16 protein-coding genes are annotated in these 26,926 nt (G+C 75.9%); 1 reads left to right on the forward strand and 15 read right to left on the reverse strand.

The annotated features are described in order from the left end of the window. From KJP73_RS19560 to KJP73_RS14725, 13 genes are all read right to left on the reverse strand, one after another. The coding region (locus tag KJP73_RS19560) for an RDD family protein (protein ID WP_213283615.1) at positions 1-1,283 on the reverse strand (1,283 nt) is incomplete at its 3' end. Then, a complete protein-coding gene (locus tag KJP73_RS14670) occupies positions 1,280-3,598 on the reverse strand; it encodes a transglutaminase domain-containing protein (RefSeq protein WP_213283616.1) in 2,319 nt (772 codons plus the stop codon). The genes KJP73_RS14670 and KJP73_RS19560, both read right to left, overlap by 4 nt. After that, entirely contained in the window at positions 3,595-4,764 is a 1,170-nt protein-coding gene (locus tag KJP73_RS14675; RefSeq protein ID WP_213283617.1) for a DUF58 domain-containing protein, read from the reverse strand. The genes KJP73_RS14670 and KJP73_RS14675 overlap by 4 nt, the downstream gene beginning before the upstream one ends. 34 nt (positions 4,765-4,798) lie before the next feature. Further along, a complete protein-coding gene (locus tag KJP73_RS14680) occupies positions 4,799-5,752 on the reverse strand; it encodes an AAA family ATPase (protein WP_213283618.1) in 954 nt (317 codons plus the stop codon). Between the two features lie 100 nt (positions 5,753-5,852). After that, positions 5,853-11,702 (reverse strand): Ig-like domain-containing protein, encoded by a 5,850-nt coding sequence (locus KJP73_RS14685; RefSeq protein ID WP_213283619.1) that lies wholly within the window; start codon positions 11,700-11,702, stop codon positions 5,853-5,855. Beyond that, a complete protein-coding gene (locus KJP73_RS14690; RefSeq protein ID WP_213283620.1) occupies positions 11,699-13,243 on the reverse strand; it encodes a serine/threonine-protein kinase in 1,545 nt (514 codons plus the stop codon). The genes KJP73_RS14685 and KJP73_RS14690 overlap by 4 nt, the downstream gene beginning before the upstream one ends. After that, the gene (locus KJP73_RS14695) at positions 13,240-14,643 is read right to left on the reverse strand and encodes an FHA domain-containing protein (RefSeq protein WP_213283621.1); all 1,404 of its coding nucleotides are present in this window, start codon (positions 14,641-14,643) and stop codon (positions 13,240-13,242) included. The genes KJP73_RS14690 and KJP73_RS14695 overlap by 4 nt, the downstream gene beginning before the upstream one ends. After that, the gene (locus tag KJP73_RS14700; protein ID WP_213283622.1) at positions 14,640-15,467 is read right to left on the reverse strand and encodes a PP2C family protein-serine/threonine phosphatase; all 828 of its coding nucleotides are present in this window, start codon (positions 15,465-15,467) and stop codon (positions 14,640-14,642) included. Before KJP73_RS14700 ends, KJP73_RS14695 begins: the two co-directional genes overlap by 4 nt. A gap of 90 nt (positions 15,468-15,557) precedes the next feature. Beyond that, complete coding sequence (locus tag KJP73_RS14705; RefSeq protein ID WP_249669418.1) at positions 15,558-17,051, reverse strand: alpha/beta hydrolase family protein; 1,494 nt, start codon at positions 17,049-17,051, stop codon at positions 15,558-15,560. A gap of 68 nt (positions 17,052-17,119) precedes the next feature. Beyond that, the gene (gene era, locus KJP73_RS14710) at positions 17,120-18,022 is read right to left on the reverse strand and encodes a GTPase Era (protein WP_213283623.1); all 903 of its coding nucleotides are present in this window, start codon (positions 18,020-18,022) and stop codon (positions 17,120-17,122) included. Between the two features lie 11 nt (positions 18,023-18,033). Further along, the gene (locus KJP73_RS14715) at positions 18,034-19,401 is read right to left on the reverse strand and encodes a hemolysin family protein (protein ID WP_213283624.1); all 1,368 of its coding nucleotides are present in this window, start codon (positions 19,399-19,401) and stop codon (positions 18,034-18,036) included. Further along, positions 19,398-19,850 (reverse strand): rRNA maturation RNase YbeY, encoded by a 453-nt coding sequence (ybeY, locus tag KJP73_RS14720; RefSeq protein WP_213283625.1) that lies wholly within the window; start codon positions 19,848-19,850, stop codon positions 19,398-19,400. The genes KJP73_RS14715 and ybeY overlap by 4 nt, the downstream gene beginning before the upstream one ends. Positions 19,851-19,902: 52 nt before the next feature. Further along, a complete protein-coding gene (locus KJP73_RS14725; RefSeq protein WP_213283626.1) occupies positions 19,903-20,913 on the reverse strand; it encodes a PhoH family protein in 1,011 nt (336 codons plus the stop codon). A 192-nt stretch (positions 20,914-21,105) separates the two neighbouring features. Here KJP73_RS14725 and ppdK point away from each other — a divergent pair, with 192 nt between their 5' ends. Next, positions 21,106-23,817, forward strand: a complete 2,712-nt coding sequence (ppdK, locus tag KJP73_RS14730) for a pyruvate, phosphate dikinase (RefSeq protein WP_213283627.1) — start codon at positions 21,106-21,108, stop codon at positions 23,815-23,817. A 62-nt stretch (positions 23,818-23,879) separates the two neighbouring features. Here ppdK and KJP73_RS14735 read toward each other — a convergent pair whose 3' ends face one another. Together KJP73_RS14735 and KJP73_RS14740 are read right to left on the reverse strand one after the other, a co-directional pair. After that, entirely contained in the window at positions 23,880-25,391 is a 1,512-nt protein-coding gene (locus tag KJP73_RS14735) for an alpha-N-arabinofuranosidase (protein WP_213283628.1), read from the reverse strand. Positions 25,392-25,537: 146 nt separating this feature from the next. Further along, on the reverse strand, positions 25,538-26,836 hold the full coding sequence (locus tag KJP73_RS14740; RefSeq protein ID WP_213283629.1) for a S1C family serine protease: 1,299 nt from the start codon (positions 26,834-26,836) through the stop codon (positions 25,538-25,540). Between the last annotated feature and the right edge of the window lie 90 nt (positions 26,837-26,926).

Consider the following 26,926-nt stretch of genomic DNA (forward strand, 5'->3'; position numbering starts at 1 on the left):
CGGCAGCACCGCCGCGGCCCCGGCCTGCCGGAGCAGCCGCGCCGCCACGGTGAGCGTCCACCCGGAGTCGGTCCGGTCGTCGACCAGCACGACCGCGCGGCCGGGCGGGCGGCGTGCCGGCCCCAGGCGCCGGGCGCGGAGTCCGGGGAGCCGGGGTCGGGCGAGCCGGGGTCGAGCGGGCCGGGGCCGAGCGGGACGGGGTTCGCGGGCACGGCGCCCAGCGGGACGGGGTGCGCCGGACCGGCGTCCACCGGAGCGGCGGGCGCGGGCACGCCGTACCCCGGTGCGGGCGGTGCCGTCAGCGACGCCGGGGCCGGCGCGGCCCAGGGCGCGGGGGCCGTCGGGGCCGTATGTGCCGGCGGGGACGCGGGCGCCGGGAGCGTGGGCGGCTGCGGTGCCGGCGCCATCGCGGGCCAGCCGGGCGCCACCACGGTCGGCGCGGCGGGGTGCGCGGGGGCGGCTGCGGGCGGCACGACGGGCATCTGCCGGGTGTCGACGTCGGGTCCGGGGCCCGGGGCACCCAGCGGCGGGAGGACCAGGCCGGGGCCGTCGAGCTGGCGCTCGGTGGCGAGGGTGGTCCAGCGGGTGCGCGTGGGCTCCGACGGCGTGGGGTCGACGGACGGCGCCGGCGCGGGGAGCGCGGGCGTGCCGGGTTGCGCCGGCTGCTCGTGCCCGCCGGGGACGCGGGCCGCGAGCGACCCGGTCGTCGTCGCGGGGGCGCGCCCGTCCCACGACGCGACGCGCCGGGTCGTGGCGAGCCCGCGCACGTCGACGACGATCGCCTCGCCCACCCGGTCGTGCCAACCGCGGCGCCGGCCGGTGCCGTCGAACAGCGGGGACAGCAGGACGACGGCCTGGCCGATGCCGCACGCGAGCGCCCCGAGCACCACGACCAGGTACCGGCCGAGCGCCCGTCCCAGGCCGATGGGCCGCCCGGTCCGCACGTCGACGGTCCGCAGCCCGAGGGCCCGGCGGCCCACCGTCCAGCCGCGGGTGCCGTGGCACCACCACTGGAACCCCGCCCAGGCGAGCAGCAGCACCGCACCGACCACCAGCAGCAGCGCGTTCGGCGCGACGGGCTCCGGGGCCGTCGTGCTCGCGGTCCCGGCGGCCGCCGCGTCCCGCAGCGACGCGGTCAGGACGGGCAGCTGGGCGAGCCACAGCGGCGCCGCCGCGAGGGAGGTGAGTACACCGTCCAGCAGCCAGGCGGCGACGCGGCGGCCGAGCGGTGCCGGGGGCGCGCCGTACGCCCCGGGGACGCCGCTGCCGTTCGTGCTGCTCATCGGTCTGCTCCTGTGCTCCGTCGTGCTCGTCGCGCGCGCCGCTCGCCGGCCCGGGCGGACCGGCGCAGCGACCGGGTGGTGATGCGCCCGCGCAGGCGCTGCTTGCGTGGTGTCGCGGCCCGCATCCGGGCGAGCGCCCGGTCCACCTGCGCCCAGTAGTCGCGCGCGTCGGCGACGGTCGGGTCCGTGGCGCCGAACACGGCCGCATCGGCCCGCTCGGCGAGCGCCACGACCGCCGCGGCGGCCTCGGCCGCGGCAGGCGACGGGGCCGGAGGTGCAGCCGCGGCCGGGGCAGCGGCGGGTGCGGTGGGCTTCCGCTTCCGTCGGCGCTCCGGCGGCGGGGGTGGTGCGGTGAACCCGTCGGCCAGGTCCCGCGCGCCCTCCCGCCGGGTCGCGACGGGGTCCACGTCGCGCCGGAGGTCGGTCGCGAGGTCGAGGACCTCCTGCCAGCCCCCGACGACGCGGCGCAGCGGCTCGGCGGCCCGGCGCCGCTGCCGACGCCGGCGGGCCTTGAGCCCGGCGATGACCAGGAACGGCGCGAGCAGCACGAGGACCAGCCCGGAGCCGGCGGCGGCGGCGAGGACGACACGCTGCCACAGCGGCCAGGTGGCGGCGTCCTCGCTGTCCTGCGTCTGCGGCTGCTCGGTGTCGTCCTCCGGCGGGTCGACCGGCGCGGGCGGCGGGGGCGGCGGCTGGGCGACCTGCGGCTCGGGGTCGGCCTGGCTGGTCTCCTGCTCGTCCTGCGGCGTCTGGCTCTCCGGCGGCGCGGGGTCGAACGTCACCCAGCCGTAGCCCTCGAAGGCGATCTCGACCCAGGCGCTCACGTCGGCGCCGGTGACCACGACGGGCGCGTCGGGGTCGGCCGGGTCGACCGGCGCGGCTGCGTCCTCCGCGGCCTCGTCGTCGGCCGGTGCGAAGCCCATGACGACGCGCGCGGGCAGGCCCATCTCGCGGGCCATCAGCGCCATCGCGGACGCGTACTGCTCGTCGTCGCCGACCATGAGGTCGCCGCCGAGCAGCGCGGCGACCCGGTCGGCGCCGTGGCCGGACAGCGACGGGTAGTCCCCGCGGTCCGTCAGCCCGTGGGAGAAGAACCCGCCCTCGGACAGCGACCGCTCGAGGGCCCGGGCGACCTCGACGGGCGTCTCGGCATCGCGGACGACGTCGGACGCCGCAGCGACCACCGCGTCGGGCACGCCCTGCGCCTCGGGCAGGTCGAGGCCGCTCGCAGCGGCGGAGCCGATCTGCTCGTCGTCGGGCTCCTGGGGCACCACGGCGTCCAGGGTGTAGCGCAGGCCGGTGTCCAGGCCGCCGGTGAGCACCGCGGCGCCGGTCGCGTCGTTGAACCGCAGCCGCGACTGCGCCTCCGTGTCCTCGAGGCGCACCGAGACCGCGTCGCCGACCGTCGGCAGCCAGACGCCGTCGAGCTCGCCGACCTGGACCTCGACCTCGACGCGCGAGCCGCCGGTGCCGGAGGCCTCGACGGCGGCCGCCTCCTCCACGGTCTGCTCGCTGACGGTCTCCCCCACGCGCCGGAACTCCCCCGACGCGCGGGACGAGCCGTCGCCGGCGACGTTCCACACCACGCCGTCGAACCGGTCGAAGGTCGCGAGGCGGATGCGGCCGCCCTCCGGCAGCCCGGACACGGTGAAGAGCTCGACCGTGTCGTCGTCCTTGACGTACGCGCGGAAGGCGGACAGGGGGCTGGCGTAGTCCCGGGGGTCGAACGGCGGGACGAGCGCGTCGCGCAGCACGTACCGGTCGCGCTGCTCCTGGACGACCGCGCCGGACACCACGCCGGTGCCCGCCGCGAGACCGACCAGGAGGAGGAGCGCGACGGGCCGCCGGACGCGCAGCTGCCCGGAGCGCCAGGACGCCCAGACCAGCAGCCCCGCGGCCAGCGCGACGCCGACGGCCACGGGGGCCACGGTGGTGTGCGTGCCGAGCAGGACGGCGGCGGCCAGGCACAGCGGCGGCAGCAGCGCGGCGGCCGGTGCGGCGCGCCCGGGGCCGAGCGCCAGGCGGACCGCGACCGCGGTGCCGACCAGCGCGAGCAGGTACGGCGGGACGAGCAGCCAGCCGGAGCCGCCGAGGGGCGGCTGGAGGGTCAGCACGTCCTTCCAGCCCAGCGCGGACCCGCGCACGACCGAGACGACCGAGGCAGGGGTCGGGAGCACGCCGCCCAGCGCCTCGGACGGGGTGGCCAGCGGCCCGCCCGCGAGGACCGCGACGACGACCAGCACCGCGGTCGTGACCGGCGGCACGGTCCTCGTGGTCCCGGCGGCCGGGGGTGCGGGCGTGCTCGTCGTCGTCATGCCGCGGCCGCCAGCCGGAGGGCGCGGGGCAGGTCGTCCAGGGAGCCGAGCCGCACCAGGCTCAGGGTGCGCTGCGTGCGGACCTGGACCTCGGCGCCGGGGACGCAGCTGACGACGAGCGTGCGGGTGCCCTCGGGCACGTGCCGGGCCGCGGCGCGCAGGTCCGCGTCGGGGACGACCGAGCCGGTGACCAGGAACGCCAGGGTCACGTCCGGCGCCTCGCGGGCGATCCGCCGGCCGAGCAGCGACGAGCCGGTGCCGTCGGGGCCCACGGCGATGCCGGAGCAGTCGTCCAGGAACGGGCGGCGCGCGGTGGTCCGCACGCGGCCGGAGCCGGCGAGCACCGCGAGCGGGTGCTCCTCGCCGAGCACGTGCACGCCGACGGACGCGACGACGCTCACGGCGAGCTCCAGCTCGGCGTCGTCGTCGGCGTGCCGGTAGTCGCGGGGGTCGGTCGCCAGGGCCACGGCGGTCTGCGTGCGCCGCGTGTCCTCGTACTGCTTGACGGTCATGACCCCGCGGCGCGCTGTGGTGCGCCAGTGGATCGAGCGGCGGTCGTCGCCGACCACGTAGTCGCGCAGGGCGTGGAACGCGAGGTCGGCGTCGGACAGGTCGCGCGTGGCACCGCCCTCCAGGTCGCGCAGCAGGCCGGCGTCGGCGCCGGTGAGCATGACGACGCGCGGGTGCACGTACAGGTCCTCGGAGCCGGTGGTCACGGCGTGGCGGACGGCGAGCCCGAGCGGGTCGCCGCGGACGGCGCGCACCGGCCCGACCGTCACGACGGCGCGGCGGTCCGTGGGCACGGCGAACAGCTCCTCGTGCTCCTCGCCGGGGGCGAGCGCCGGGACGTCCAGCTCGGCGCGGCCGGCGCCGACCTGGAGCTCCAGGCGCACCGCCCGCGTGCGGCGCCCGCCGGGTGCGGACACGACGACGCCGCCGAAGGCCCGCTCCCCCACGCGCACGCGCCGGTCCGCGAGGTCCAGCCGCACGTCGTGCGGCAGCCGCCCCCACGTCATCGCCACGGCGACCAGCACCGCCGCCACACCGACGGCGCCGGCGGACGCGAGCTCCACCCAGCCGAGCAGCACGCCGACGGCCGCGGCCGCCGCACCGAGCAGCACCGCGCCCCAGCCGACGCCCGACAGCCGGGTGTGCGACCGCCTCACGCCACGCCCCGACGGACCCACGTCCCCGTCCTCCTCACGCGCGCGCCACCGGCGGCGGCGTGGCGGACAGGACGCGCTCGACGACCTGGACGGTCGTGGCGCCGAGGAAGTCGGCCTCCGGGTCGAGCACGAGCCGGTGGGCCAGGACGGGCACCGCGAGCTCCTTGATGTCGTCCGGGATCACGTACGGCCGGCCCGCGGCGGCGGCCGCCACCCGGGCGCACCGGACGAGCGCGAGCCCGCCGCGGACGCTGGCGCCCAGGGCGGTCTGCGGGTCCTCGCGGGTGCCCTCGATCAGGCGGGCGACGTAGTCCAGCACCGAGCCGTCGACGTGGACCGTGTGCGCCAGCTCGGCCATCTCCACCATGCCGGCGGTCGTGACGACGGCGTCGAGCGTGCTGGTGCGGTCCCGCGCGCCCGACAGGATCTCCACCGTCGACGTCCGGTCCGGGTAGCCCAGCGACGTGCGGACCAGGAACCGGTCGAGCTGGGCCTCCGGCAGCCGGTACGTGCCCGCCTGCTCGATGGGGTTCTGCGTCGCGATGACGACGAAGGGGCGGCCCACCGGGTGCGTGTCCCGGTCGACCGTGACGTGCCCCTCCTCCATCACCTCGAGCAGCGCGGACTGCGTCTTCGGCGAGGCGCGGTTGATCTCGTCCGCGAGCAGCACCGACGTGAACACCGGCCCCGGGTGGAACTGGAAGGTCCGGGCGCCCTGGTCCCAGATCGTCACGCCCGTCACGTCGGACGGCAGCAGGTCCGGGGTGAACTGGATGCGCTGGTGCGTGCCCTGCACCGAGGCCGCGATGGCCTTGGCCAGGGACGTCTTGCCGGTCCCCGGGGCGTCCTCGAGCAGGACGTGGCCCTCGGCGACCATCGCGGTCAGCACGAGCCGCACCGGACGGTCGGCACCGAGCACCGCGCGGGACACGTTGGTGACCAGCGCGGTGAACGTCTCGGAGAACCATGCGGACTGCTCGGGGGTCATCGGGTGCTCGACTCCTGTCGGGGCTGGCGGGTCTGTCGGGGCTGGCGTGCGGTCGCGGGCGGCGCGGGAGGTCCCGGTCGTCCGATCGGCAGGCCGGGGCTCACGGAGAGGTTCCGGTGCCGGGCGGTTCCGGCTGCTCGGGCGGCGTGGGCGGCGCCTCGGTCCACGTCACGGTGTGCTGGTCCCACTGACCCACGCGTCCCGACGGCTGCCCGTCGGTGGTGAAGGCCTCGATCTCGACGCGGAACCGGAACCCGCTGCGGGCGGTCGCCGGCACCGCCAGGTCGATCGAGGTCGCGCCCGTGGTCTGCCAGGCGGAGTCCTGGCCGGGGAAGTCGACGACGCGGTAGCGGTACGTGACCGCCTTGCCGGCCTCGCCCGAGGTGCTGGCCTGCCACGAGACCCGCACGGACGTGGGCCGCTGCGACGGGTCGGAGGGCGTCTGCGTCATCGTCGGCCGGCCCGGGTCGCTCGGGCGCGTCGACACGGTGACCTGACCACCCGCGAGGTCGCTCTGCCCACCGTCGTGCACAGCGCGGACCTGGAGGGTCATCGTCTGGGCGCCGGTGAGCCCGCTCAGCCGGTAGTCGCGAGCCCAGGCGTTCGTCCGGTCGATGACGACGCCGTCCCGGAGGATCTCGTAGCCCTCGATCGTCTGCCCGTTGCCGTCCGCCTCGGCCCACGCGATCCGGGCCCAGCCCTGGCCCCAGCCCGCGTCCGGTCCCGAGGCCGAGACCTGCGCGGAGCCCGGGGTGGTCGGGCGGCCGTACGCCTTGGCGGTCGCGGACCCGGGCTGGGACCGGCCCGCCTTGTTGATCGCCACGACGTCGAACCGGTACTCGACGCCGTTGGCGGCGTCCGTCATCGCGTAGGTGGTGCGGTCCGCCCCGAGCGTCTCGGTGCGGTTGATGCCGCCGCCGCTGATCCGCAGCTCGTAGCCGCTGATCGGGTCGCCGTTGGTGGCGCGCGGCGACCAGGAGACGTTGATCTGGCCGCCGACGGGCGTGCCGACGCGGCCGGCGCTCACCGTCGGGTCCTGGGGCGGGGCCGCCGGGACCTCGATCACCGAGGGGGCGCTCCACGCGCTCGGCTCGGGCGCGCGGTTGTGGGCGCGCACCTGCACGGTGTACGCGGTGCCGTTGGTGAGGCCCCGGAACGTGTACGACGTGCCGGACGTCGTCACGGGGTCGCCCCCGGGCGAGAGCATCAGCGTGTACGACGTGACGGGTGAGCCCTTGCTGCTCGGCGGCGCCCACGTCGCGGTCAGCTCGCCGTCGCCGAACTTGGTCCACACCGGCGCCGCGGGCGTGTCCGGCACGGCGTCCGGGCGCGCGACGGCCGACGCCGGGCTGGGGTCGGACCAGCCGACCGCGTTCTCCGCGGCGACGGTGAACGTGTACTCGACGTTGTTGGTGAGCCCCGTGATCGTGCAGGTGGTGCTCGCGCACGAGGTCGTGCCGCCGCCGTTGCTCGCGGTCACGCGGTAGCCGCGGATCGGCTCGCCGCGGGCGTCGGGGGCGTCCCAGGACAGGACGACGGTCCCGTCGCGGACCTCCCCCACACGAGGCGCGCCGGGCGTCGCCGGCTTGCCCCGCACGCGCAGCGTGATGCTGGCGGCCACCTCGCGGTCGGGGTCGTCGGTGGCGTCCCGCACCCGGACGCGCACGACCATCTGGCCGACCAGGTCACCGGACGGGCGGACCACGACGGAGCCGCCGGAGACGCTGGCCGTGCCGGTCCCCGGGGTCTCGACGGTGGCCGAGACGATGCGCAGGGGCTGGTCCGGGAACGGGTTCGACGCGGCGCTCAGCATGTCCACGACCGCCTCCTGACCCTGCACGCCGTCGTTCACCGCGCGGTCGGGCACGAAGGCCACGCGCCGGGTGCTCGCGATCGTCCGGACGTTCACCTGGACGTCCATCGACCCCGACCGGCCGTAGCCGAGCGTCAGCTGGAGGGTGCCGCGGGTGCCCTTCGGGGTGCCCACGGCGGAGGAGACGCTCAACCGGGTGCCGTCGAGCGACGCGGAGAACCCGGCGGGGACGTCCCCGGACAGCCGGTAGGTGTACGTCTGCGCACCGGAGGCCCCCTCGACCCCCTGCGTGAACGCCAGCAGGTCGACGGTGGTCGCCGTCTCGCCGGGACCCACCTCCAGGTCGGCCGGGACGAAGGTCGGCGGGTAGTCGTCCTCGGTGAACACCGTGATCGGCAGGGTGATCACCGAGGTGCGGGCCGTCGCGTCGCCCGGGCCGGTCGCGTCCGTGACGGGGACGGTGATGGAGGCCGGGCCGACGTAGCCGGCCGCCGACGTGAACCGGACCGTGGTCGAGTCCGCCACGAGCGCCGAGCCGTCGGAGCGCGTGGCCGTCACCGCGGTGGCGTCGGCGACCTGCGCGGTGCGCCCGGGCGCGACCTGCACCTGCTCGTCGAGCGGGATGGTGAGGGTCTCACCGCTCGCGACGCGCAGCTCCGGCGCGCGGGGTCGCGCGGTCGGCGGGAAGAAGCCGAGCGCGGGGACCGAGATGAACGCGTACGCGCGCACGCCCTCCGCGGTCCGGTTCGTCAGCAGGTAGGGGATGGTCTGGGCGCGCTCGGCGAGCGTGACGGTGACGGTGCCGTCGGCGGCGACGGTGGCGGCGCCCGCCGCGCTGCGCGGCACCGAGACCTCCAGGTCGCTCAGCGGGCCGCTGGGGTTCTGGGCGACGGCCAGCACGTCGACGTCCACGCTCGTCCGGCCGACGGTGTCGACCGGGGGCACGACCACGTCCCGCGCGATCGGAGCGAGCACGGGGGCGTCGGGGTCGACCGTGACCGACAGCACCGCGCCGGCGCGCGAACCGCGCGAGTTCTGCGCCGTGTAGGCGATGTTGAGCACGCCCGCCTGGTCGCCCCGGACCAGGATCCGGCTGCCCGACACGGACGCGGTCAGCCCGGCGTCGACCTCCAGGTCGTCCACCAGCGTCAGGTCGCCCCCGGACACGTCGGTGTCGTTCTCCAGGACGCGGACCTCCACGCGCTGGCCCGGCCGGATCGTGATCGTGTCGTCCCGCGCCACGACCCGGTTGCTGTCGTTCGGGCGGGCGGCGATGCCGACGCGCACGGTGGCGACGGCGCGCTGACCGGTCCAGTCCTCGACGGCGTAGGTGAACTCGTCGGTGCCGGCCTCGCCAGGCAGCGCCTCGTACTCGAGGTAGTCGGCGCCGACGGAGGTCACGCGGCCCTTGGTACCCGCGGACGCGACGCCGAGCAGCGTGATGCCGTCACCGTCGGAGTCGATGCCGACCAGCGGCACGGGGATCCGCACGGTCTCGCCGGCGAACACGCGGGCGGTCAGGGCCCGCGGGCGCGGCGGGGCCTTGGTCGCGGGGTCGGACTCGTGCACGCGGACCGTGACCGTGGCCGCCGTCTCGTTCCCCGTCGCGTCCCGCACGACGAAGGTCGCGTAGGCCGTCATCGGGGTGTCGGGCGCCTGGTAGCGCAGCACGTCCCCGGCCACGAACAGCAGCCCCTGGCCCTCGCCGAGCGGCTCCGCGAACTCCGGCTTGAGGGAGATCGCGTCGCCGTCGGGGTCGTAGGCCCCCTCCAGCACCGGGATCGTCACGACCCCGCCGGTGCGGACGTCCGCCGTCGCGTTCTCCACGACGGGCGGCTGCGACGTGGTCGCGGGCGGCACGGGCGACACGATGATCTGCCCCGTCGCGCTCGCGGTGCCGTTGGAGACGACGTACTGCAGGGTCACCGGCTCGGTCAGCGCGCTCACCGCGGAGATGGTGACGAGCTGACGCTGACGGATCGCGACGCGCAGACCGGCGGGCGCGTCCACGCTCTGCAGGACCAGCACCCCGCCGGCGGGGTCGCTGTCGTTCGCCAGGGGGTCGATCGTCGTCTCGCCGCCGCCGGGCAGCAGCGCGTCGTCCAGCACCGCCACCGGCGGTTCGGGCTGGTCCGGCCGGGCGCGCACGTCGATCCGCGCGAGCCCGGTGGCCTGCTGCGGCGCGGCGGTCACCGTGAACGACACGTAGTAGGTGCCGGCCGTCGCCGCCCGGAACGAGAAGGTGCCCGCCTCCAGGTCGGGCGTCACGGTGGTTCCCGTGACCTCCTCGACGCCGGCGAGCCGCGGGCGCTCCGAGCCGTAGGAGCGCACGGCGTCCAGCGGGCGCAGCAGGACGTCCTGGTCGACGTAGGTCACCGCGTGCACCGGGTCGACCTGCAGGTCCAGCGACCCGGGCGCGCGCACGTCGACGTCGACGGTGCCCTCGGTGGTGGACACCCCGTCGGAGACGACCACGTGCACGACGGTCCGGCCCAGCTCGCCCCCGTCCGCCACGTACGTCAGGGTGCCGTCCTGGCGGAACCGCGCGGTGCCGGACTCGGCGACCGCGCCCACCAGCGTGAGGGGGTCGCCGTCGGGGTCGGCGAAGTCGGCGAGCGCCGGGTAGGTCGCGGTCGCGCCCTGCTCGACCCGGATCTCCCCGGTGCGCTCCTGGACCGGCGGCTCGTCCTGGCCGGGGCCGCGGACGGTGAGCGTGACCTGGGCGGTCGACGGGGCGGCGGTGCCGCGGCCGTCGCTCACCGAGTACGAGAACGTCACGCTCCCCGTGGCGTCCGCCGGCACCGCGAGCTGGAGCGCGCGACCGCCGTACACCTGCTGCAGCGTCCCGAACTCCCCCGGCAGCGGGTCCACGTCGGTGAGGACGAGGATGCCGCAGTCCGAGGACGTGTCGTTGTCGATGACCGGCAGGATCGTCGTCCGCCCCGCGCGGACGCCGAACGCGTCGTCGACGGCGGTCGGGGCGGCGCTGGTCGGCGAGCACTCGGGCACGAGCTCCTGCGTGGTGCGCTCGCCCTCGCTCTGCTCGGTCTCGTCCTCCGGCTCCTCCTCCGGCACGACGTCCGTCCAGTCGGGCTCGCGCAGCTGGGTGTCCTCCAGCGGCAGCCAGAGCCGGCCGTTCACGGTCTCGTTCAGCGCGACGACCTGGCGGTTCACCCGGAACACCAGCTGGTCGGCGCTCGTGACGCCGTCCAGGTCGAGGACCTGCGGCTGCGCGCCGTCGCACAGCTCCAGGTAGTTGTCGGCCGCCGTCGGCCAGGCCGCGTGCGCGCACGAGCCGACGCGGACGGGCGCCGCGGGCGTGCCGGCGCCGCCGGCCTGGTGCTCGGCGGCGACGTCGCCGGACGACAGGCTCACCTCGACCAGGCCGGTGCTGCCCGCGACCAGCGCGGTGCTCGCGGCCGGGCCGGGCTGCTGGAGGACGGGCTGGGCGAGCCCCAGGCTGCTGGAGCCGCCGGGCGTGCGGACCGTCTCGCCGTCCAGGCCCACCGGGACGTCGCCGACCGCGGTCAGCGCGTCCACGGGCCCGTCCAGCGACGGCGCCTCGGCGGCCTCGGTCGCCCCGCCCGGGGCCGGGGTGAGGCGGGTGACCTCGCCGGTCTCGGCGGCGACGGCGAACGCGTCGCCCGTGACGGACGCCGTGACGAGGCCGCCCGCGCCGACGTCCGCGTCGGGCTCGTCGGTCGTGACCTGGAGCATCGGGAGGTCGGCGAACGACCGCACCCACGCCCGGCCCTCGGTGTCCATGACGGCGACGGTGCCGCCGGCCATCGAGACCTGCGCGCCCGCGGGCACGGCGACCTGCGACGCGGCGGTGACGCCGGCGGGGTCGACGACGGACAGCGTGCCGGCCTCGACGATCAGCACGTCGCCGGCGTCCTGCAGCACGTCGAACTCCGTGCTGGTCGCGACCAGGCCGGCGTTGAGCTCCTCGACCTGCGCGTTGTAGCGGCCGACCTGCAGCGTGCTGGTCGACGTCAGCCAGACCGCGCCGTCGTTGAGGTCGACCTGCGCGAGCGGGAAGCCCGGGTTCACCAGCGCCAGGGTCGCGATCACGGCGGGGACGGTCACCACCGCGGCGGTGGACGCGGCCCGCCGCCGGTTCCAGCGGAGCCTCACGGGACGCACACCTCCGCGGGGGTGGCCGACGCGCGGCGGTCGGCCCGGACGATCGACACCTCGACGCACACCTCACCGCCGCCGTCCGCGGGCACGGTCACGCGCTGGTCCTCGACCACCTGGAGCTGCGGCTCGCCGGTCGCGGTGCGCCGGCCCCACAGGTACGTGTCGCCGTCCTGCTCGTCGGGGTTGGTCCAGGTGAACTCGACGGTGCCGTCGGCGTTGCGGGTGCCGAACAGGTTGGTGGGGCTCGGCACGGTCGCCGCGACGGTGCCCTGCGGGCCGGGGAACTCCGAGCCCTCCCCCGGCGCGGGCGCGGCGTCGGGCCGGTTCGCGAGCAGCACCACGGCGAGCACGGCCCCGGCGATGGCCACGACCGACCCGGTCGCGGCGAGCACGCGGCCGGTGCGCGAGCGCGACGGGCCACCGGGGTGCACCTCGTGCACGGGCGCAGGTGCGGGGGCGGCCTCGGGCGTCGGGTCCGACTGCACGGTCACGACGGGGCGCAGGCGCGTGGACTCCGCGCCGGCGCCGATGTCGAGCGGCGGCCCGGCCGGGACGGTCGTGCGCGGCTGCGGGGCGGGGCCCGGGGCGACCTCGACGACCGAGCGGACGCGGGTGGCGTCGGCGACGGCAGCCCCGCCCGCACCGTCGCCCGGGCCGGCGAGCGACGCGACGTCCTCCACGTCGACCGGGGTCAGCGGCAGGCCGAGGTCGGCCTGCACGGCCCGCAGGTCGTGCGCGAGCTCCAGCGCCGTGGGGTACCGCAGCTGCGGCTCGCGGGCCATCGCGCGCGCGAGGACGGTGCGCAGCCGCTCCGGGACGTCCGTGCGGGTCGGCGCCACCGGCGCGCCGCGCTCGATGCGGCCGACCAGGTCCGCCGCCTCGTTGCTCCCGCCGGGGCGCTCGAACGGCGACCGGCCGGCCAGCGCGGAGAACAGCGTCGCCGCGAGCGAGTAGACGTCCGAGCGGGCGTCGCCGTGCGGCTCGGAGGCCAGCAGCTCCGGCGCGGCCCACGGGATCGACATGCCGACCGCCGGGCCGCCCGCGTCCACCGTCGACGCGATGCCGAAGTCGGTGAGCACCGGCCGGCCGAAGTCGTTCGTCAGCACGTTGCCCGGCTTGATGTCGCGGTGCAGGATCCCCGCGCGGTGCACCGTCTCGACGGCCGACGCCAGCCGCACCCCGAGCTCCAGCACCTCGGCGATCTCGAACCGCTCCGAGCGGTACCGCTGCCCGAGGCCGGGCCGCGAGCAGTACTCCATCACCAGGTACGGGCGGCCGTCCGGGGACAGGCCCGCCTGGTAGACCGTCACGATCGACGGGTGGTGCGACAGCCGGGCGGTCAGGTCCGCCTCGCGCTCGAACGCCTCGCGCGTCTGCGCGTCGACGGTCGCGAGCAGGACCTTGACCGCCACCGACCGGCGCGGCAGCTCCTGCTCGTACAGGAACACGTCCGCCGAGCCCCCCGAGCCCAGCAGCCGCTGCACGGTGTACCCGGGCAGGCGTGGCGGCTGCGAGGCCTCACGTCCGCGGTTCACGCACCCGGCTCCACGGTGAACGTCACGCCGTCGCCGAGGTCCACGACGTCGCCGTCGCCGACCGCGACGGGCTCGCCGGCGGTGATCCGCCGCGGCGGCAGGCCGCCGCTCGCGACGGTGATGCCGTTCGTCGAGTACAGGTCCGTGACCAGCACGCGGCCGAGCTCCAGGCGCACCTCCGCGTGGGTGCGGGAGATGTCCTGCTCGGGGCTCGGCACCGTGATCAGGCGCGGCTCGGCGCCGTCGGGCGCGCGGGTGGCCTGCGGCGCGCGGCCGATCAGCACCACGGCGTCCAGCGGCACGAGCGCACCGGTCGACAGCGCGAGGCGCGGGACGGTCGCCTGCGCGGTCGGGGCCGTGCCGGACCCGACACCGGTCACCGGGATCGCCCCGGTGCCGCGCGGGGCGGTGCCGAACGCGCCGGGCGCCGGGGACGGCGTCGGGACGATGCCGCCGGACGGCCAGTCACCGGTCTGCGAGACGGCCCACGACGGCAGGTGCTGCCGGATGGACGCGAGCTCACCGCTCAGGATCGTGAGGCCGTCGTGGTCGTCGGCGGACGCCGGGCCGGGCAGCACCGGCGCCGGGGGTGCCGGCGGGACGAACGGCTCGGGCGCCGGGGCGGGCTCGGGCGTGGCGGGGGCGAGGTCCTCGGCGGGTGCGTCCGGCTCGAGGGGCTCGGGCGCGACGGCCACGGGCGCGACGGCCTCGGGCTCCGGCTCCACCACCTCGGGCTCGACCGCGACAGGCTCGGGCTCCTCGGCGGCGGGCTCGGCCTCGGCCGGCGCCTCGACGACGACCGCCTCGTCGGCCACCGGCGCAGCCTCCGCGACCGGCGCCTCGTCGACGACCGGCGCCTGCTCGACGACCGGCGCCTCGTCGGCCACGGGCGCGACCGCCACCGGCGTGGGCGCGGCGGCGAGCACGACCGGCCCGGACGCGGACGCCTCGGGCGCGTCGGGGGCACCGGCGAGGCGCACGCGGACGCGGGACGCCCGGACGACCCCGCTGACGATCGGCAGCGTGGACCCCCGCCCGGCGCCGGAGGCGCGCACCGTCACCTCGTCGGCGCTGCCGACGGACCGCTCGGACCAGGACACGACCTGCGGCGCGGCCAGCACCTCGGCGCGGGTGCCGCGCACGACCTCGACCTCCACGTCCCCGCGCAGCGCCGTGTGGACGGCACCGGTGGTGAGGTCGACGGCGGCGAACGGGTGCAGCCCGCCGATGCCGTGCCGGACAAGCGCGTCCAGCTGGGCGCCGAGGCCGCCGCCGCGCTCCGGGGCGGCGGCCCACACGTCGCGGACCACCTCCGGCGGGGTCGACGGGGCGAGCAGCAGCACGACGCCGCCGGCGACGACGGCGTACCAGTCGCCTGGGGTGTACTCGGGCACGATCACCGAGGGTCCTCCTGGTGGCTCCGGGGTCGCGGCACGGTTGCTCCGTCGACCGTCTCGTCCCACGTCTTATCGGCAGGACCGGCCCCGAACGCGAGCCATTCGGGTGAATCGTCTGCGACCGGTGCGGCGTCCACGACCACGGCGGTGGCGTTGTCGCGGCCCCCGGCCTCGACGGCGCGCCGCACGAGCTCGGTGGCGGCCTCGCCGGCGCCGCCCGCCCCGGCGAGCACCGCGGCGACCTCCGCGGGGGTGAGCTCCCCGGTCACGCCGTCGGAGCACACCAGCAGCCGGTCGCCCGGGCGGGCGGGCAGCATCCAGTAGTCGGGCTCCGGGTCGGCACCGGTGCCGAGGGCCCGGGTGAGCACGTGCCGCTCGGGGTGCTGCTCGGCGGCCTCGCGGGACAGGGCGCCGGAGTCGACGAGCTCCTGGACGACCGAGTGGTCGACGGTCAGCTGCGCGAGCTCGCCGTCCGCCCACCGGTAGACGCGGGAGTCGCCGACGTTGAACACCAGCCAGTGCGCGGCACCGTCGTGCTCGCCGAGCGCGACGCCGGAGACGGTGGTGCCGCCCTCCTTGCGCTCGAAGGCGGCGCGGATCCGCTGGGCGGCGCTGCGGAAGCAGGCGTGCAGGTCCGACGGGTCGACGGTGGACAGCCCGGCCAGCCGCGCGAACTCCTCCACCGCCAGCCGGCTCGCGACGTCGCCGGCCTCGTGCCCGCCCATGCCGTCGGCGACCAGGAACACCGGCGGGTGGGCCAGCAGCGCGTCCTCGTTGAGCGCGCGCACGCGCCCGCGGTCGGTCGCGGAACCCCACGTCGTGCGCACTCGATCTCCTCGGTCGGATCAGGGCGGTCGGTCGGACACCATCGTGCCTGGTCCCGGCGGTGCCCGCGCACCACTCACCCAGGCGGTCGGTCAGATCCCCAGCTGGTACACGCCCCAGTACGCGAGCACCACCAGGAGCGCCGCGCAGGCGACGCACGTCCCCCACAGCTCGACGTGACCCACGACACCTCGCGCGAGCGGTTCACCCGTCCGGCGCAACGCGCGCAGCCGGACCGCCACGGCGGAGGCGGCGATGACCGCCGCGAGCCCGAGGAGCCGGACGCCCAGCCACCCGCCCTGCACGATCCAGCCGTTGCGCTCGTAGCCCAGGGCGAGCCGCGCGACGGCCACCAGGTACCAGACGAGCGCGCCGACCGTGGCGACGGACGTCAGCGACAGCAGGGCGAGCCGCTGGGTGAGCCCCCGGTCCGCGGGGGTGGGCGGCAGCCCGCGGAGGCGCCGCACGCCCACCGTGGTCCACCGCCCCGCGGGGAGGACGACCACCAGGCCGACCGCGCCGACCACCAGGAACACGAGCACGTCCCCGTCGCCGAGCCAGCGCGGCTGCGCGACGGGCGCGGCCCAGTACAGCTGCTCGGGCTGGTCCCCCGCGATGCGCGGCCACGCCGAGCCGGTGTCCGGCAGCCCCTGCACCCAGCCGGTCAGGTCGCGCAGGAAGGCCGGGGCGACCTCGCCGTCCACCCGGATGCCGTGGTCGCCGCCGCGGTAGTACCGGACCGTGTAGTCGGTGTTCCCGGCGATGGCCAGGTCGCGGATGATCTGCTCCGCGCCCTGGACCTGCGGCATGGAGGCGTCCGCCGTCCCGTAGGCCACGAGCACCGGCTGCGTGGTGCGGCGCTGGTACGGCGCCACGTCGAAGTCCGCGTACTCGAAGCCGCCGCCGGGCAGGGACATCCCCACGGCGCGCGGGATCGCCCGGAACACCTGCTGCGGGACGCCCGTGTTGCGGAGGTAGTTGTCGACGGCGAAGGCCGCCTGCTGCCGCGCGGGCACGACGGGCGCGGAGACGAGCACCACGAACGCCACGTCCGGCTCGTCGACCGCCATCACCGGCGCGATCCACGCGCCCTCGCTCTCCGCGTACACCCCGACCCGGTCCGGGTCGACGCCGTCGAGCGAGCGGAGCACGTCGAACGAGCGCAGGTAGTCCTCGGCCATCGTCACGTAGTCGCGGTGCCGGACGGTGTAGGTGTCGAGCCGCTTGTCGGGGACGATCGTCGCGACGCCGGCCTCGGCCAGGGCGTGCGCCTGGTCGACGAACGCGCCCGTGTGCCTGCCGGTGCCCGCGCCGTGCACGAAGACCACGCCGGGCACGTCGCCCTCCACGCCGACGGGCATGAGGACCTGCGCCTCGACGTCCGCGCCGTCGAGCTGCACCGTGACGACGGAGGACTGCACGGGGTACGGACCCGTCGTGGGGGCGCCGGCGATCGCCGTGGACGACGACTGGACCGTCAGCGGGTCGGTCATCGGCACGGGCGCCCACTGCGGGCCCATGAGTGCGCCGAGGACCGCGAGGACGATCGCCCCCACGACGGTCCCCGCGGTGGTCGGGTAACGCACGCCCTGATTATCCCCGACGCGTCGCTCCGGCCCGGGGACCCGCTGCTCCTCCTGCGTGGCCCCGACGCTCAGAAGCCCAGCCGCCCGAGCTGCTTGGGGTCCCGCTGCCAGTCCTTGGCGACCTTGACGTGCAGGTCCAGGTAGACGCGGGAGCCGAGGAGCGCCTCGATGCCCCGTCGCGCCCGGGTGCCGACCTCACGCAGCCGGGAGCCGCCCTTGCCGATGATGATGGCCTTCTGGCTGTCGCGCTCGACGTACAGGTTGACCCGCACGTCCAGGAGCGGCGCCTGCCCCTCGGCGGCCTCGCGGGGCACGATCTCGTCCACCACGACCGCGAGCGAGTGCGGCAGCTCGTCGCGGACGCCCTCCAGCGCGGCCTCCCGCACGAGCTCCGCCACCATGACGGCCTCGGGCTCGTCGGTCAGCTCGCCCTCCGGGTACAGCGCGGGACCGGGCGGCAGGTGGGAGATCAGGACCTCCTCGACCGTCGTCACCTGGTAGCCCGTCTCCGCCGACACCGGCACGATCTCGGCCCACTCACCGAGCTCCTGGACGGCGAGCAGGTGCTCCGCGAGCCGCTGCTTGCCGACCAGGTCCGCCTTGGTGGCCAGCGCGACGACCGGCGTGCGGCGGCCCAGCTGCGCGAGCTGCTCGGCGATGAACCGGTCGCCCGGCCCGACGCGCTGGTCCGACGGCAGGCAGAAGCCGACCACGTCCACCTCGGTGAGGGTGTCCCGGACCAGGGCGTTCAGCCGCTCGCCGAGCAGGGTGCGCGGGCGGTGCAGGCCCGGGGTGTCGACGAGGACCAGCTGCGCGTCGGGGCGGTGCACGATGCCGCGGACGGTGTGCCGGGTGGTCTGCGGCCGCCCGGAGGTGATCGCCACCTTCGTGCCGACGAGCGCGTTGGTCAGGGTCGACTTGCCGGCGTTGGGGCGCCCGACGAGGCAGGCGAAGCCGGAGCGGTGGGTCACGGGGGTTCCTGTCACTGGTCTGCGGGGCGGTTCGACGACGCGGGCGACCGGTCGGCGGCCGGCTCGGTGTCGCGGGTGTCACGACTGTCGCGGGTGTCACGAGTGTCCCGCACCGCGCGCGTCTCGCGGGTGTCGGTGTCGGGCTCGCGCTCGGGCGCGCGGCTCACGAGCACCCGGGCGACCCGCTTGCGGCGGCCCTCCGTGCCCTGGGCGACCAGCCGCAGCCCGTGGATCTCGCCGGCGGACCCGGGGATCGGGACCTTGCCGAGCGCCTTGGCGAGCAGCCCGCCCGCGGTGTCGACGTCGTCGTCGTCCACCTCGACGCCGAACAGCTCCCCGAGCTCGTCGCGGCCGAGCCGCGCGGGCACCAGGTACGTCCCGCCGCCCAGGTCCTCGACCTGCGGCGCGGACGGGTCGTGCTCGTCGGTGAGCTCGCCGACGATCTCCTCGAGGGCGTCCTCGATGGTGACCAGGCCCGCGATGCCGCCGTACTCGTCGACCACCATGGCGATGTGCGAGGCGCCGGCCTGCAGCTCGCGGAGCAGCTCGTCGACCGGCTTGGACTCCGGGACGAACACGGCCGGGCGCACGAGCGACCCCGCGGGGGCGTCGCCGGCGGCCGGGTCGTCCTGCATCCGGCGCACGAGGTCCTTGAGGTAGAGCACGCCGCGCAGGTCGTCGACCTGCTCCCCCACGACGGGCACCCGCGAGTAGCCCGAGCGCAGCAGGAGCGAGAGCACCTTGCTCAGCGGCGTGCTCTCGACGGTGGTCACCATGTCGGTGCGCGGGACCATCACCTCGCGGGTCAGCGTGTCGCCGAGGCCGAGCACGGAGCGCACCATCGCGCGCTCGTCGAGGTCGATCGCCGGGGAGTCGCCCGCCCGCTCGACCATCTCGCGCAGCTCGTCCTCGTCCAGGTCCGTCCCGGTGGAGGGGGCCATCCGGACCAGCGGCCCCGCGACGGCCCGCACGCCCGTGAGCAGCCGGGACGTCGCCGTCAGGACCTGGCGGGGGTACCGGTGGCCGATCGACCGGGGGCTGAGCCGGGCGAGCACCACCGTGAGGAACGCGCAGGCCAGCACGGCGATGACCAGCTCGACGGACCAGCTCAGGGACGAGGCGGCGACCGCGAGGGTCAGGCAGACGGCGGCGAGCATCTCGCAGAGCAGCCGCACCACCGCCGCGGCACCGGCGACGGCCGCGCGCTGGTCGGTCAGCGCCCGCACCCGCTCGGCGGCGGGGTGCCGGGCGGTGAGCAGGTCGGCGACCGTGTTCCGCGGGATGCGCATGACGGCGGCCTCGCCCGCGGACAGCACCGCCGCGACGAGCACGGCCAGGACCGTCAGGGCCGCGAGCAGCCCCAGGGGGACGTCGTTCATCGCCCGGCGAGGAAGGTCAGCAGCAGCTGGCGCTGCAGGCCGAACATCTCCTTCTCCTCCTCCGGCTCCGCGTGGTCGTAGCCCAGCAGGTGCAGGATCCCGTGCGTGGTGAGGAGCAGCAGCTCCTCGGCGGTGGAGTGGCCGGCGGTGCGGGCCTGCTCGACGGCGACCTCGGGGCACAGCACGACGTCGCCCAGCAGCCCGGCGGGCGTGGGCTCGTCGGCGCGGCCGGGGCGCAGCTCGTCCATCGGGAAGGAGAGCACGTCGGTCGGGCCCGGCTCGTCCATCCACTTGATGTGCAGGTCCGTCATGACGTCCGTGTCGACGAACAGGATCGACAGGTCCGTCTGGGGGTGCACGTGCATCTGGTCGAGCACGAAGCGCGCGAGGGCCGCGAACTCCGCCTCGTCGACCTCGTGGCCGGACTCGTTGTTGACCTCGATGCTCACGCGGCGACCTCCGTGGCGGGCTCGGCGGGTCGGACGTGGTCGTGCGGTGCGTTCACCTGTTGTGGTCCCAGCGTGCGTAGGCGTCGATGATGTCGCTCACCAGGCGGTGGCGGACGACGTCGGAGGAGGCGAGGCGGCAGAACGCGACGTCGTCGACGTCCGCCAGGATGGACTCCACCACCCGGAGCCCGGACGTGGTGCCGGACGGCAGGTCGACCTGCGTGACGTCGCCGGTGACCACGACCTTCGAGCCGAAGCCCAGCCGGGTGAGGAACATCTTCATCTGCTCGGCCGAGGTGTTCTGCGCCTCGTCGAGGATGATGAACGAGTCGTTCAGGGTGCGGCCGCGCATGTAGGCCAGCGGGGCCACCTCGATGGTCCCGGCCTCCATGAGCCGCGGGATCGAGTCGGGGTCGACCATGTCGTGCAGCGCGTCGTACAGCGGGCGCAGGTACGGGTCGATCTTCTCGCTGAGCGTCCCGGGCAGGAAGCCGAGCCGCTCCCCCGCCTCGACCGCCGGGCGGGTCAGCACGATCCGGTTCACCTGCCGCGCCTGGAGCGCCTGCACGGCCTTCGCCATCGCGAGGTAGGTCTTGCCCGTGCCCGCGGGGCCGATGCCGAACGTGATCGTGTTGCGGTCGATCGCGTCCACGTACTCCTTCTGCCCGGACGTCTTGGGCCGGATGGTGCGCCCGCGGCTGGACAGGATGTTGAACGTCAGGACGTCGGCGGGACGCGTGGCGGTCCCGGCGGTGAGCATCGCGACGGAGCGCGTGACGACGTCCGGGGTGAGCGGGGTGCCGCCGGCGGCCATCTCGACGAGCTCGTCGACCAGCCGGGCCACGAGCGCGACGTCCCCGGCGGGGCCGGCGAGCGTGATCTCGTTCCCGCGCACGTGCACGTCCACGGTCCGGAACCCGGTCTCGATGGCACGCAGCACCTGGTCGTTGAGGCCGAGGAGCTCCACCATCGACACGGTGGACGGGATCGTGATCCGGTGCTCGACCCGCGCGGCGGTGCCGGGGAGCTGACGATCGTGGCGATCGGGCGATGTCTCGGCCATGTGCTCGGCGTACGCCGTGCGCTCCTTCGAAGAGGCGGGGTGGTGGTGCCATCCTACCGACCCGCACCGACACCCCGCCTGCCCATTCGCGCCCGCCCCCGGGGCCGGTCGTCCCTGGCCCTCGGACGACCCCCGGGAGGACAATCGGGGGGTGGGAGCAACGGCGCTCCCCCGTCGTACCCGGAGGTGCACGTGGCCAGCTACGTCCAGGACTTCTCCGAGGGGGGCATGGACCAGAAGGACCTCCTCGGCGGGAAGGGCGCGAACCTCGCCGAGATGACGCGGCTGGGCCTGCCGGTGCCGCCTGGGTTCACGATCACGACCGAGGCCTGCCGCGCGTTCATGCGGACCGGGCACCTGCCGCCGGAGCTGCGCGTCGAGGTGACGACCGCGCTGCGGCACCTCGAGGACACGGTGGGACGGCGGCTCGGGGACTTCCACGACCCCCTGCTGGTGTCCGTCCGCAGCGGCGCCAAGTTCTCGATGCCCGGGATGATGGAGACGGTCCTCAACGTCGGGCTCAACGACGCGTCGGTGGTCGGCCTGGCGGAGTTCTCGGGCGACGAGCGGTTCGCGTGGGACTCCTACCGGCGGCTGATCCAGATGTTCGGCAAGACGGTGCTCGACATCGACGGGGACCTGTTCGCCGACACGCTCGACGAGGCCAAGGCGGCGAAGGGCGTCGAGCACGACGTGGACCTGGACGCCGCCGACCTGCGGCAGCTGGTGGACGCGTTCAAGCGGATCGTGCGCACGGAGTCCGGCAGGGAGTTCCCGCAGCACCCGCGCGAGCAGCTGGACCTGGCGATCGTCGCGGTCCTGCGGTCGTGGGACACCGACCGGGCCCGGCTGTACCGGCGCCGCGAGCGCATCCCGGACGACCTGGGCACCGCGGTGAACGTCGTGTCGATGGTGTTCGGCAACCTCGGCCCGACGTCCGGGACCGGCGTCGCCTTCACCCGCGACCCCGCGACCGGGCGCACGGGCGACTACGGCGACTACCTGGTGAACGCGCAGGGCGAGGACGTGGTCGCCGGCATCCGGAACACCCTCAGCCTCGCGGAGATGGAGCAGGTGGACCCCGCGGCGTACGCGGACCTGCGCCGGGCCATGCGCCGGCTGGAGACCCACTACCGGGACCTGTGCGACGTGGAGTTCACGGTCGAACGCGGCAAGCTCTGGATGCTGCAGACCCGCGTCGGGAAGCGGACCGCCGCGGCGGCGTTCCGGATCGCGACGCACCTGGTCGACGAGCACCTCATCACGCAGGACGAGGCGCTGGCGCGGGTCAGCGGGTCGCAGCTGTCGATGCTGATGTTCCCGCAGTTCGACCGCGCGGCCGAGCGCACCCTGCTCACCCGCGGCATGGCGGCCTCCCCCGGTGCGGCGGTGGGCCGGGCGGTGTTCGACCAGGCGACCGCGCAGGCGTGGGCGGCGGACGGCCAGGACGTGGTGCTGGTCCGGCGCGAGACGAACCCGGACGACCTCGGCGGGATGATCGCCGCCGTCGGGGTGCTGACCGCGCGCGGCGGGAAGACGTCGCACGCGGCGGTCGTGGCCCGCGGCATGGGCCGCACCTGCGTGGTCGGCGCGGACGAGCTGGACATCGACCCGACGGCGCGGTCGATGAAGGTCGGGGGCCACCAGGTGGCCGAGGGCGACGTCATCGCCATCGACGGGTCCACCGGCGAGGTGTTCCTCGGCGCGGTGCCGGTCGTGCCGTCGCCGGTCTCCACCTACCTGGAGCAGGGGCTCGACGCCGCGCTCGGGCAGGCGGGCGACGACGAGCAGACCGCCGACCTGGTGCGGTCCGTGGACCGGCTGCTGGTGCACGCCGACGAGACGCGGCGGCTGCGGGTGCACGCGAACGCCGACACGGCGCAGGACGCGCGCCGCGCGCGGTCGCTGGGCGCGCAGGGCATCGGGCTGTGCCGCACCGAGCACATGTTCCTCGGCGAGCGCCGGGTGCTCGTCGAGCGGGTGGTGCTCGCCGACGACGACACCGAGCGGCAGGCGGCGCTCGACGCGCTGCTCCCCCTGCAGCGGGCGGACTTCGGCGCGCTGCTGGCCGAGATGGACGGGCTGCCGACCACGATCCGGCTGATCGACCCGCCCCTGCACGAGTTCCTGCCCGACCTCACCGACCTGTCGGTGCAGGTCGCCCTCGCGGAGGAGCGCGGCGGCGCCGACCCGCGGGACGTGCGGCTGCTCGCGGCGGTGCGGCGGATGCACGAGGCGAACCCGATGCTCGGGCTGCGGGGCGTGCGGCTCGGCCTCGTCGTCCCCGGGCTGTTCGCGCTGCAGATCCGGGCGGTCTGCGAGGCGGTCGCCGACCGCGTGGAGGCCGGCGGGGACCCGCACGCGGAGATCATGGTGCCGCTGGTCGGCTCCGTGATGGAGCTGCACCTGGTCCGGGACGAGGCGCTCGGGATCATGGCGGAGGTCGGCGCGGCCCGGGGCGTGCGGCTGGACCTGCCCGTCGGCGCGATGATCGAGCTGCCGCGCGCGGCGCTCACCGCCGACCGGATCGCCGAGGTGGCGCAGTTCTTCTCCTTCGGCACCAACGACCTCACGCAGACCACGTGGGGGTTCTCGCGCGACGACGTGGAGGGAGCGTTCTTCCCGGAGTACCTCTCGAACGGGGTCCTGACCATCTCCCCGTTCGAGACCATCGATGCCAAGGGTGTCGGACGGCTCGTCCGCATCGCGGTGGAGGAGGGCCGGGCGTCACGTCCGGACCTCGTCGTCGGGGTGTGCGGCGAGCACGGAGGTGACCCGGAGTCGATCCGGTTCTTCGACGCGGTCGGGCTGGACTACGTGTCCTGCTCGCCGTTCCGGGTACCGGTCGCGCGGCTCGAGGCCGGCAGAGCCGCGATCCAGGGTCCCGACGCCGACGCCCGCTGAGGGGGCGCGCGCGGCGCCGCCGCCCACGGTGGGACACCGGGGCGGCGGCACGCGGGCGTCCGTCAGGCGCGGGTGAGGGAGACCGTGCTGAAGCTGATCGCCGGGAGGGACATCGTCAGGACGCCCCCGGTGAGGTCCACGTCGTCGCGCGGGCGCGGGGCGACGCGGTCCGGGTCGTCGGCGCTGTTGCGGGCGAACGGGTCCTCGTCGTGCAGCGTGGTGGCCGCCGCCACGCGGACGTCGCCGAGCCGGCTCAGGTCGACTCCCAGCTCGACGGCCTGCTCCGGGTTCCGGTTGACCACGAGCAGCGCGCCGGTGCCGGACTCCTCGTCCCAGGTCGCGACGGCGTCCACCGACGGGACGTCGCCGTGCTGGGCGGTCGGGAACGTCGGCGACTGCGGGGCGACCCGCAGCACGACGCCCTGCGCCAGCGACGACGCCTGGGCGAACGGGTGGAAGATCGTCTGCTTCCAGACCCGGCCGCCGGGCTCCGTCATGATCGGCGCGATCACGTTGACCAGCTGCGCCTGCGACGCCGAGGTCACGCGGTCCGAGTGCCGCAGCAGCGTGATGAGCATGTTCCCGACCACCACGGCGTCCGCGGCGGTGTAGTGGTCCTCCAGCAGCGGCGGGGCGACCGGCCAGTCGTCGCCGGCCGGCGGGACCGACGCGGCCCGGGACTGGTACCAGACGTTCCACTCGTCGAACGAGAGGTTCAGCCGCTTCGTGGCCTTGAGCGCCGCGCGCACGCCGTCGGCGGTCGACACCACGTCGTCGATGAACGCGTCCATGTCGACGCACGAGCCGAGGAACGACGCGAAGTCGTCGCCCTTCACCTCGTAGTACCGGTGGATCGAGATGTAGTCGACCTGGTCGTAGGTCTCGGTGAGGACCTCGCGCTCCCACGAGCCGAACGTCGGCAGGTCCGGCGCGGACGAGCCGCACGCGACGAGCTCGAGCGTCGGGTCGACCTGGCGCATCGCCCGGGCGGTCTCGGCGGCCAGGCGGCCGTACTCGTGGGCGGTCTTGTGGCCGGTCTGCCACGGGCCGTCCATCTCGTTGCCGAGGCACCACATGCGGATGCCGTAGGGCTCCGGCGAGCCGTTCACCGCACGCTGCTTCGCCCAGGCGGTCGGCGCGGTGCCGTTGCAGTAGTCGAGCAGGTCGACGGCCTCCAGCACGCCGCGGGTGCCCAGGTTGACGGCCATCATCGGCTCGACACCGGCCTTGCGGGTCCAGCGCATGAACTCGTCGACGCCGACGGTGTTCGGCTCGAGGGAGTGCCAGGCCAGGTCCAGCCGGGCGGGACGCTGGTCGACCGGGCCGACGCCGTCCTCCCAGCGGTAGCCGGACACGAAGTTGCCGCCGGGGTACCGGACGGTCGTGACACCGAGCTCGCGGACGAGCTCCAGGACGTCCTCGCGGAACCCGTCCGCGTCGGCCGTGGGGTGGCCGGGGTCGTGGATGCCGGTGTAGACGCAGCGGCCGAGGTGCTCGACGAACGAGCCGAAGGTGCGGCGGTGCACCGGGGAGACGACGAGCTCGGGGTCGACGGTGAGACGGGCGTGGGGCACGGGGGTCCTTCCTGGAGTCGGGCGCGGTGCGCCGGCTCGCGACGCGCTGCGCTGCGACGGCCACCGCCCGCCAGCGTAGAGCCCGGCGGCCGGCGCGCTCGGGAGGCGTCGGCCGCCGGGCGGGCGTGGTCCGCCCCCGTGCACGGTCAGTCCGCGGGGCCGGCGACCAGCGTGACGGTCGCGGACTGCGCGCTGCCGTCGGCGGCGGTCCAGGTGAGCGTCACCGGGTCGCCGGGGGTGTACCCCGCGAGCGCCGCGCTCAGCGCGTCTTCGTCGGCCACCGGCGTGCCGTCGACGGACGTGACCGTGTCGCCCGCGGCGAGGCCCGCCTGCGCGGCGGGCGTGCCCTCGATGACACCCGCGATCACCGCGCCGGACGTGGTGGCGGCCCCCGGGCTGGTGGCGGTCGCGATCTGCACCCCGAGGAACGCCGGGTACCCGAGGGTGATGCTGTCGGTGTCCTGGCCCGCGACGATCTGCGTCACCACGTCCAGCACGTCCCCGATCGGGATGGCGTACCCGGTGATGTCCGCCGAGCCGGAGGACGCCGCGGTCGTGATGCCGATGACCTCGCCCTCGTCGTCCAGGAGCGGGCCACCCGAGTCGCCGGACACCACGTCGGCGTCCACCTCGATGAGCCCGGTCAGCGACTCGCCCGCCGACGCGCCCTCGGACTGCGTGGTGATCGACTCCTCGAGCCCGGTGACCGAGCCGTCCGCAGCGATGAGCACGCCGCCGCCCTCGGCGTTGCCGACCGCCGTCACCGCGTCGCCGAGCGCCACCGCGTCGTCGTCGTCCAGGGGCGCCGTCGTCAGCCCCGCCGCGCCGTCCAGCTGCAGCACCGCGACGTCCGCGGTCGCGTCGGTGCCGACCACGGTGGCCGTGAAGGACTCCCCCGTGGCGCCGACCGTCACGGTGATCTCGGTCGCGCCCTCGACGACGTGGTTGTTCGTCACGACCAGGCCGTCCGAGGTCAGCACGACGCCCGTGCCCGCGGCCTCGGCGGACTGGTAGCCGAGCACCGTGCTGATGAGCACGACACCCGCCTGCTGCGCCTCCGTGGCGGTCGTGGTGTCCAGGGTCGCCGTGCCCGTCGAGGACGACCCGGCCCCGGGCAGGCCGGTGGACGGGGCCGCGCCACCCGGGGCGGTCGTGCCCGGGGTGGTCGTCCCCGGGGTGGTGGCGCCGGGGTCCGTCGTGCCGCGGCCGTAGCCGGATCCCGTCCGCGGCGCGACAGCCAGGCCGGTGCCGTCGGACGTGTCGTGCGGCCAGCCCAGGGCGACCGCTGACCCACCGAGCACGAGGCCCGCGGCGACGGTTCCCGAGGCGACCAGCGCCACGGCGGTCCGGCGGCGGCGGACCCGGCGGGGCGGGCGGTACGGCTCCGCGGCGAGGGGCGTGGTGGCGGGGCGGTCGGCCGGCGAGGCCGGGTCGTGCTGGTCCATGGGGACACCTCCTGCGGGCGGGCGCCGCGGTGGCGCCGACAGCCCCCAGTGCACCCGGCCACCCCGACCGCCCGCTGGGCCCCGCCTGAG

The sequence above is a fragment of the Cellulomonas hominis genome, assembly GCF_901521055.1.
Taxonomy (GTDB): Bacteria; Actinomycetota; Actinomycetes; order Actinomycetales; family Cellulomonadaceae; genus Cellulomonas; species Cellulomonas endometrii.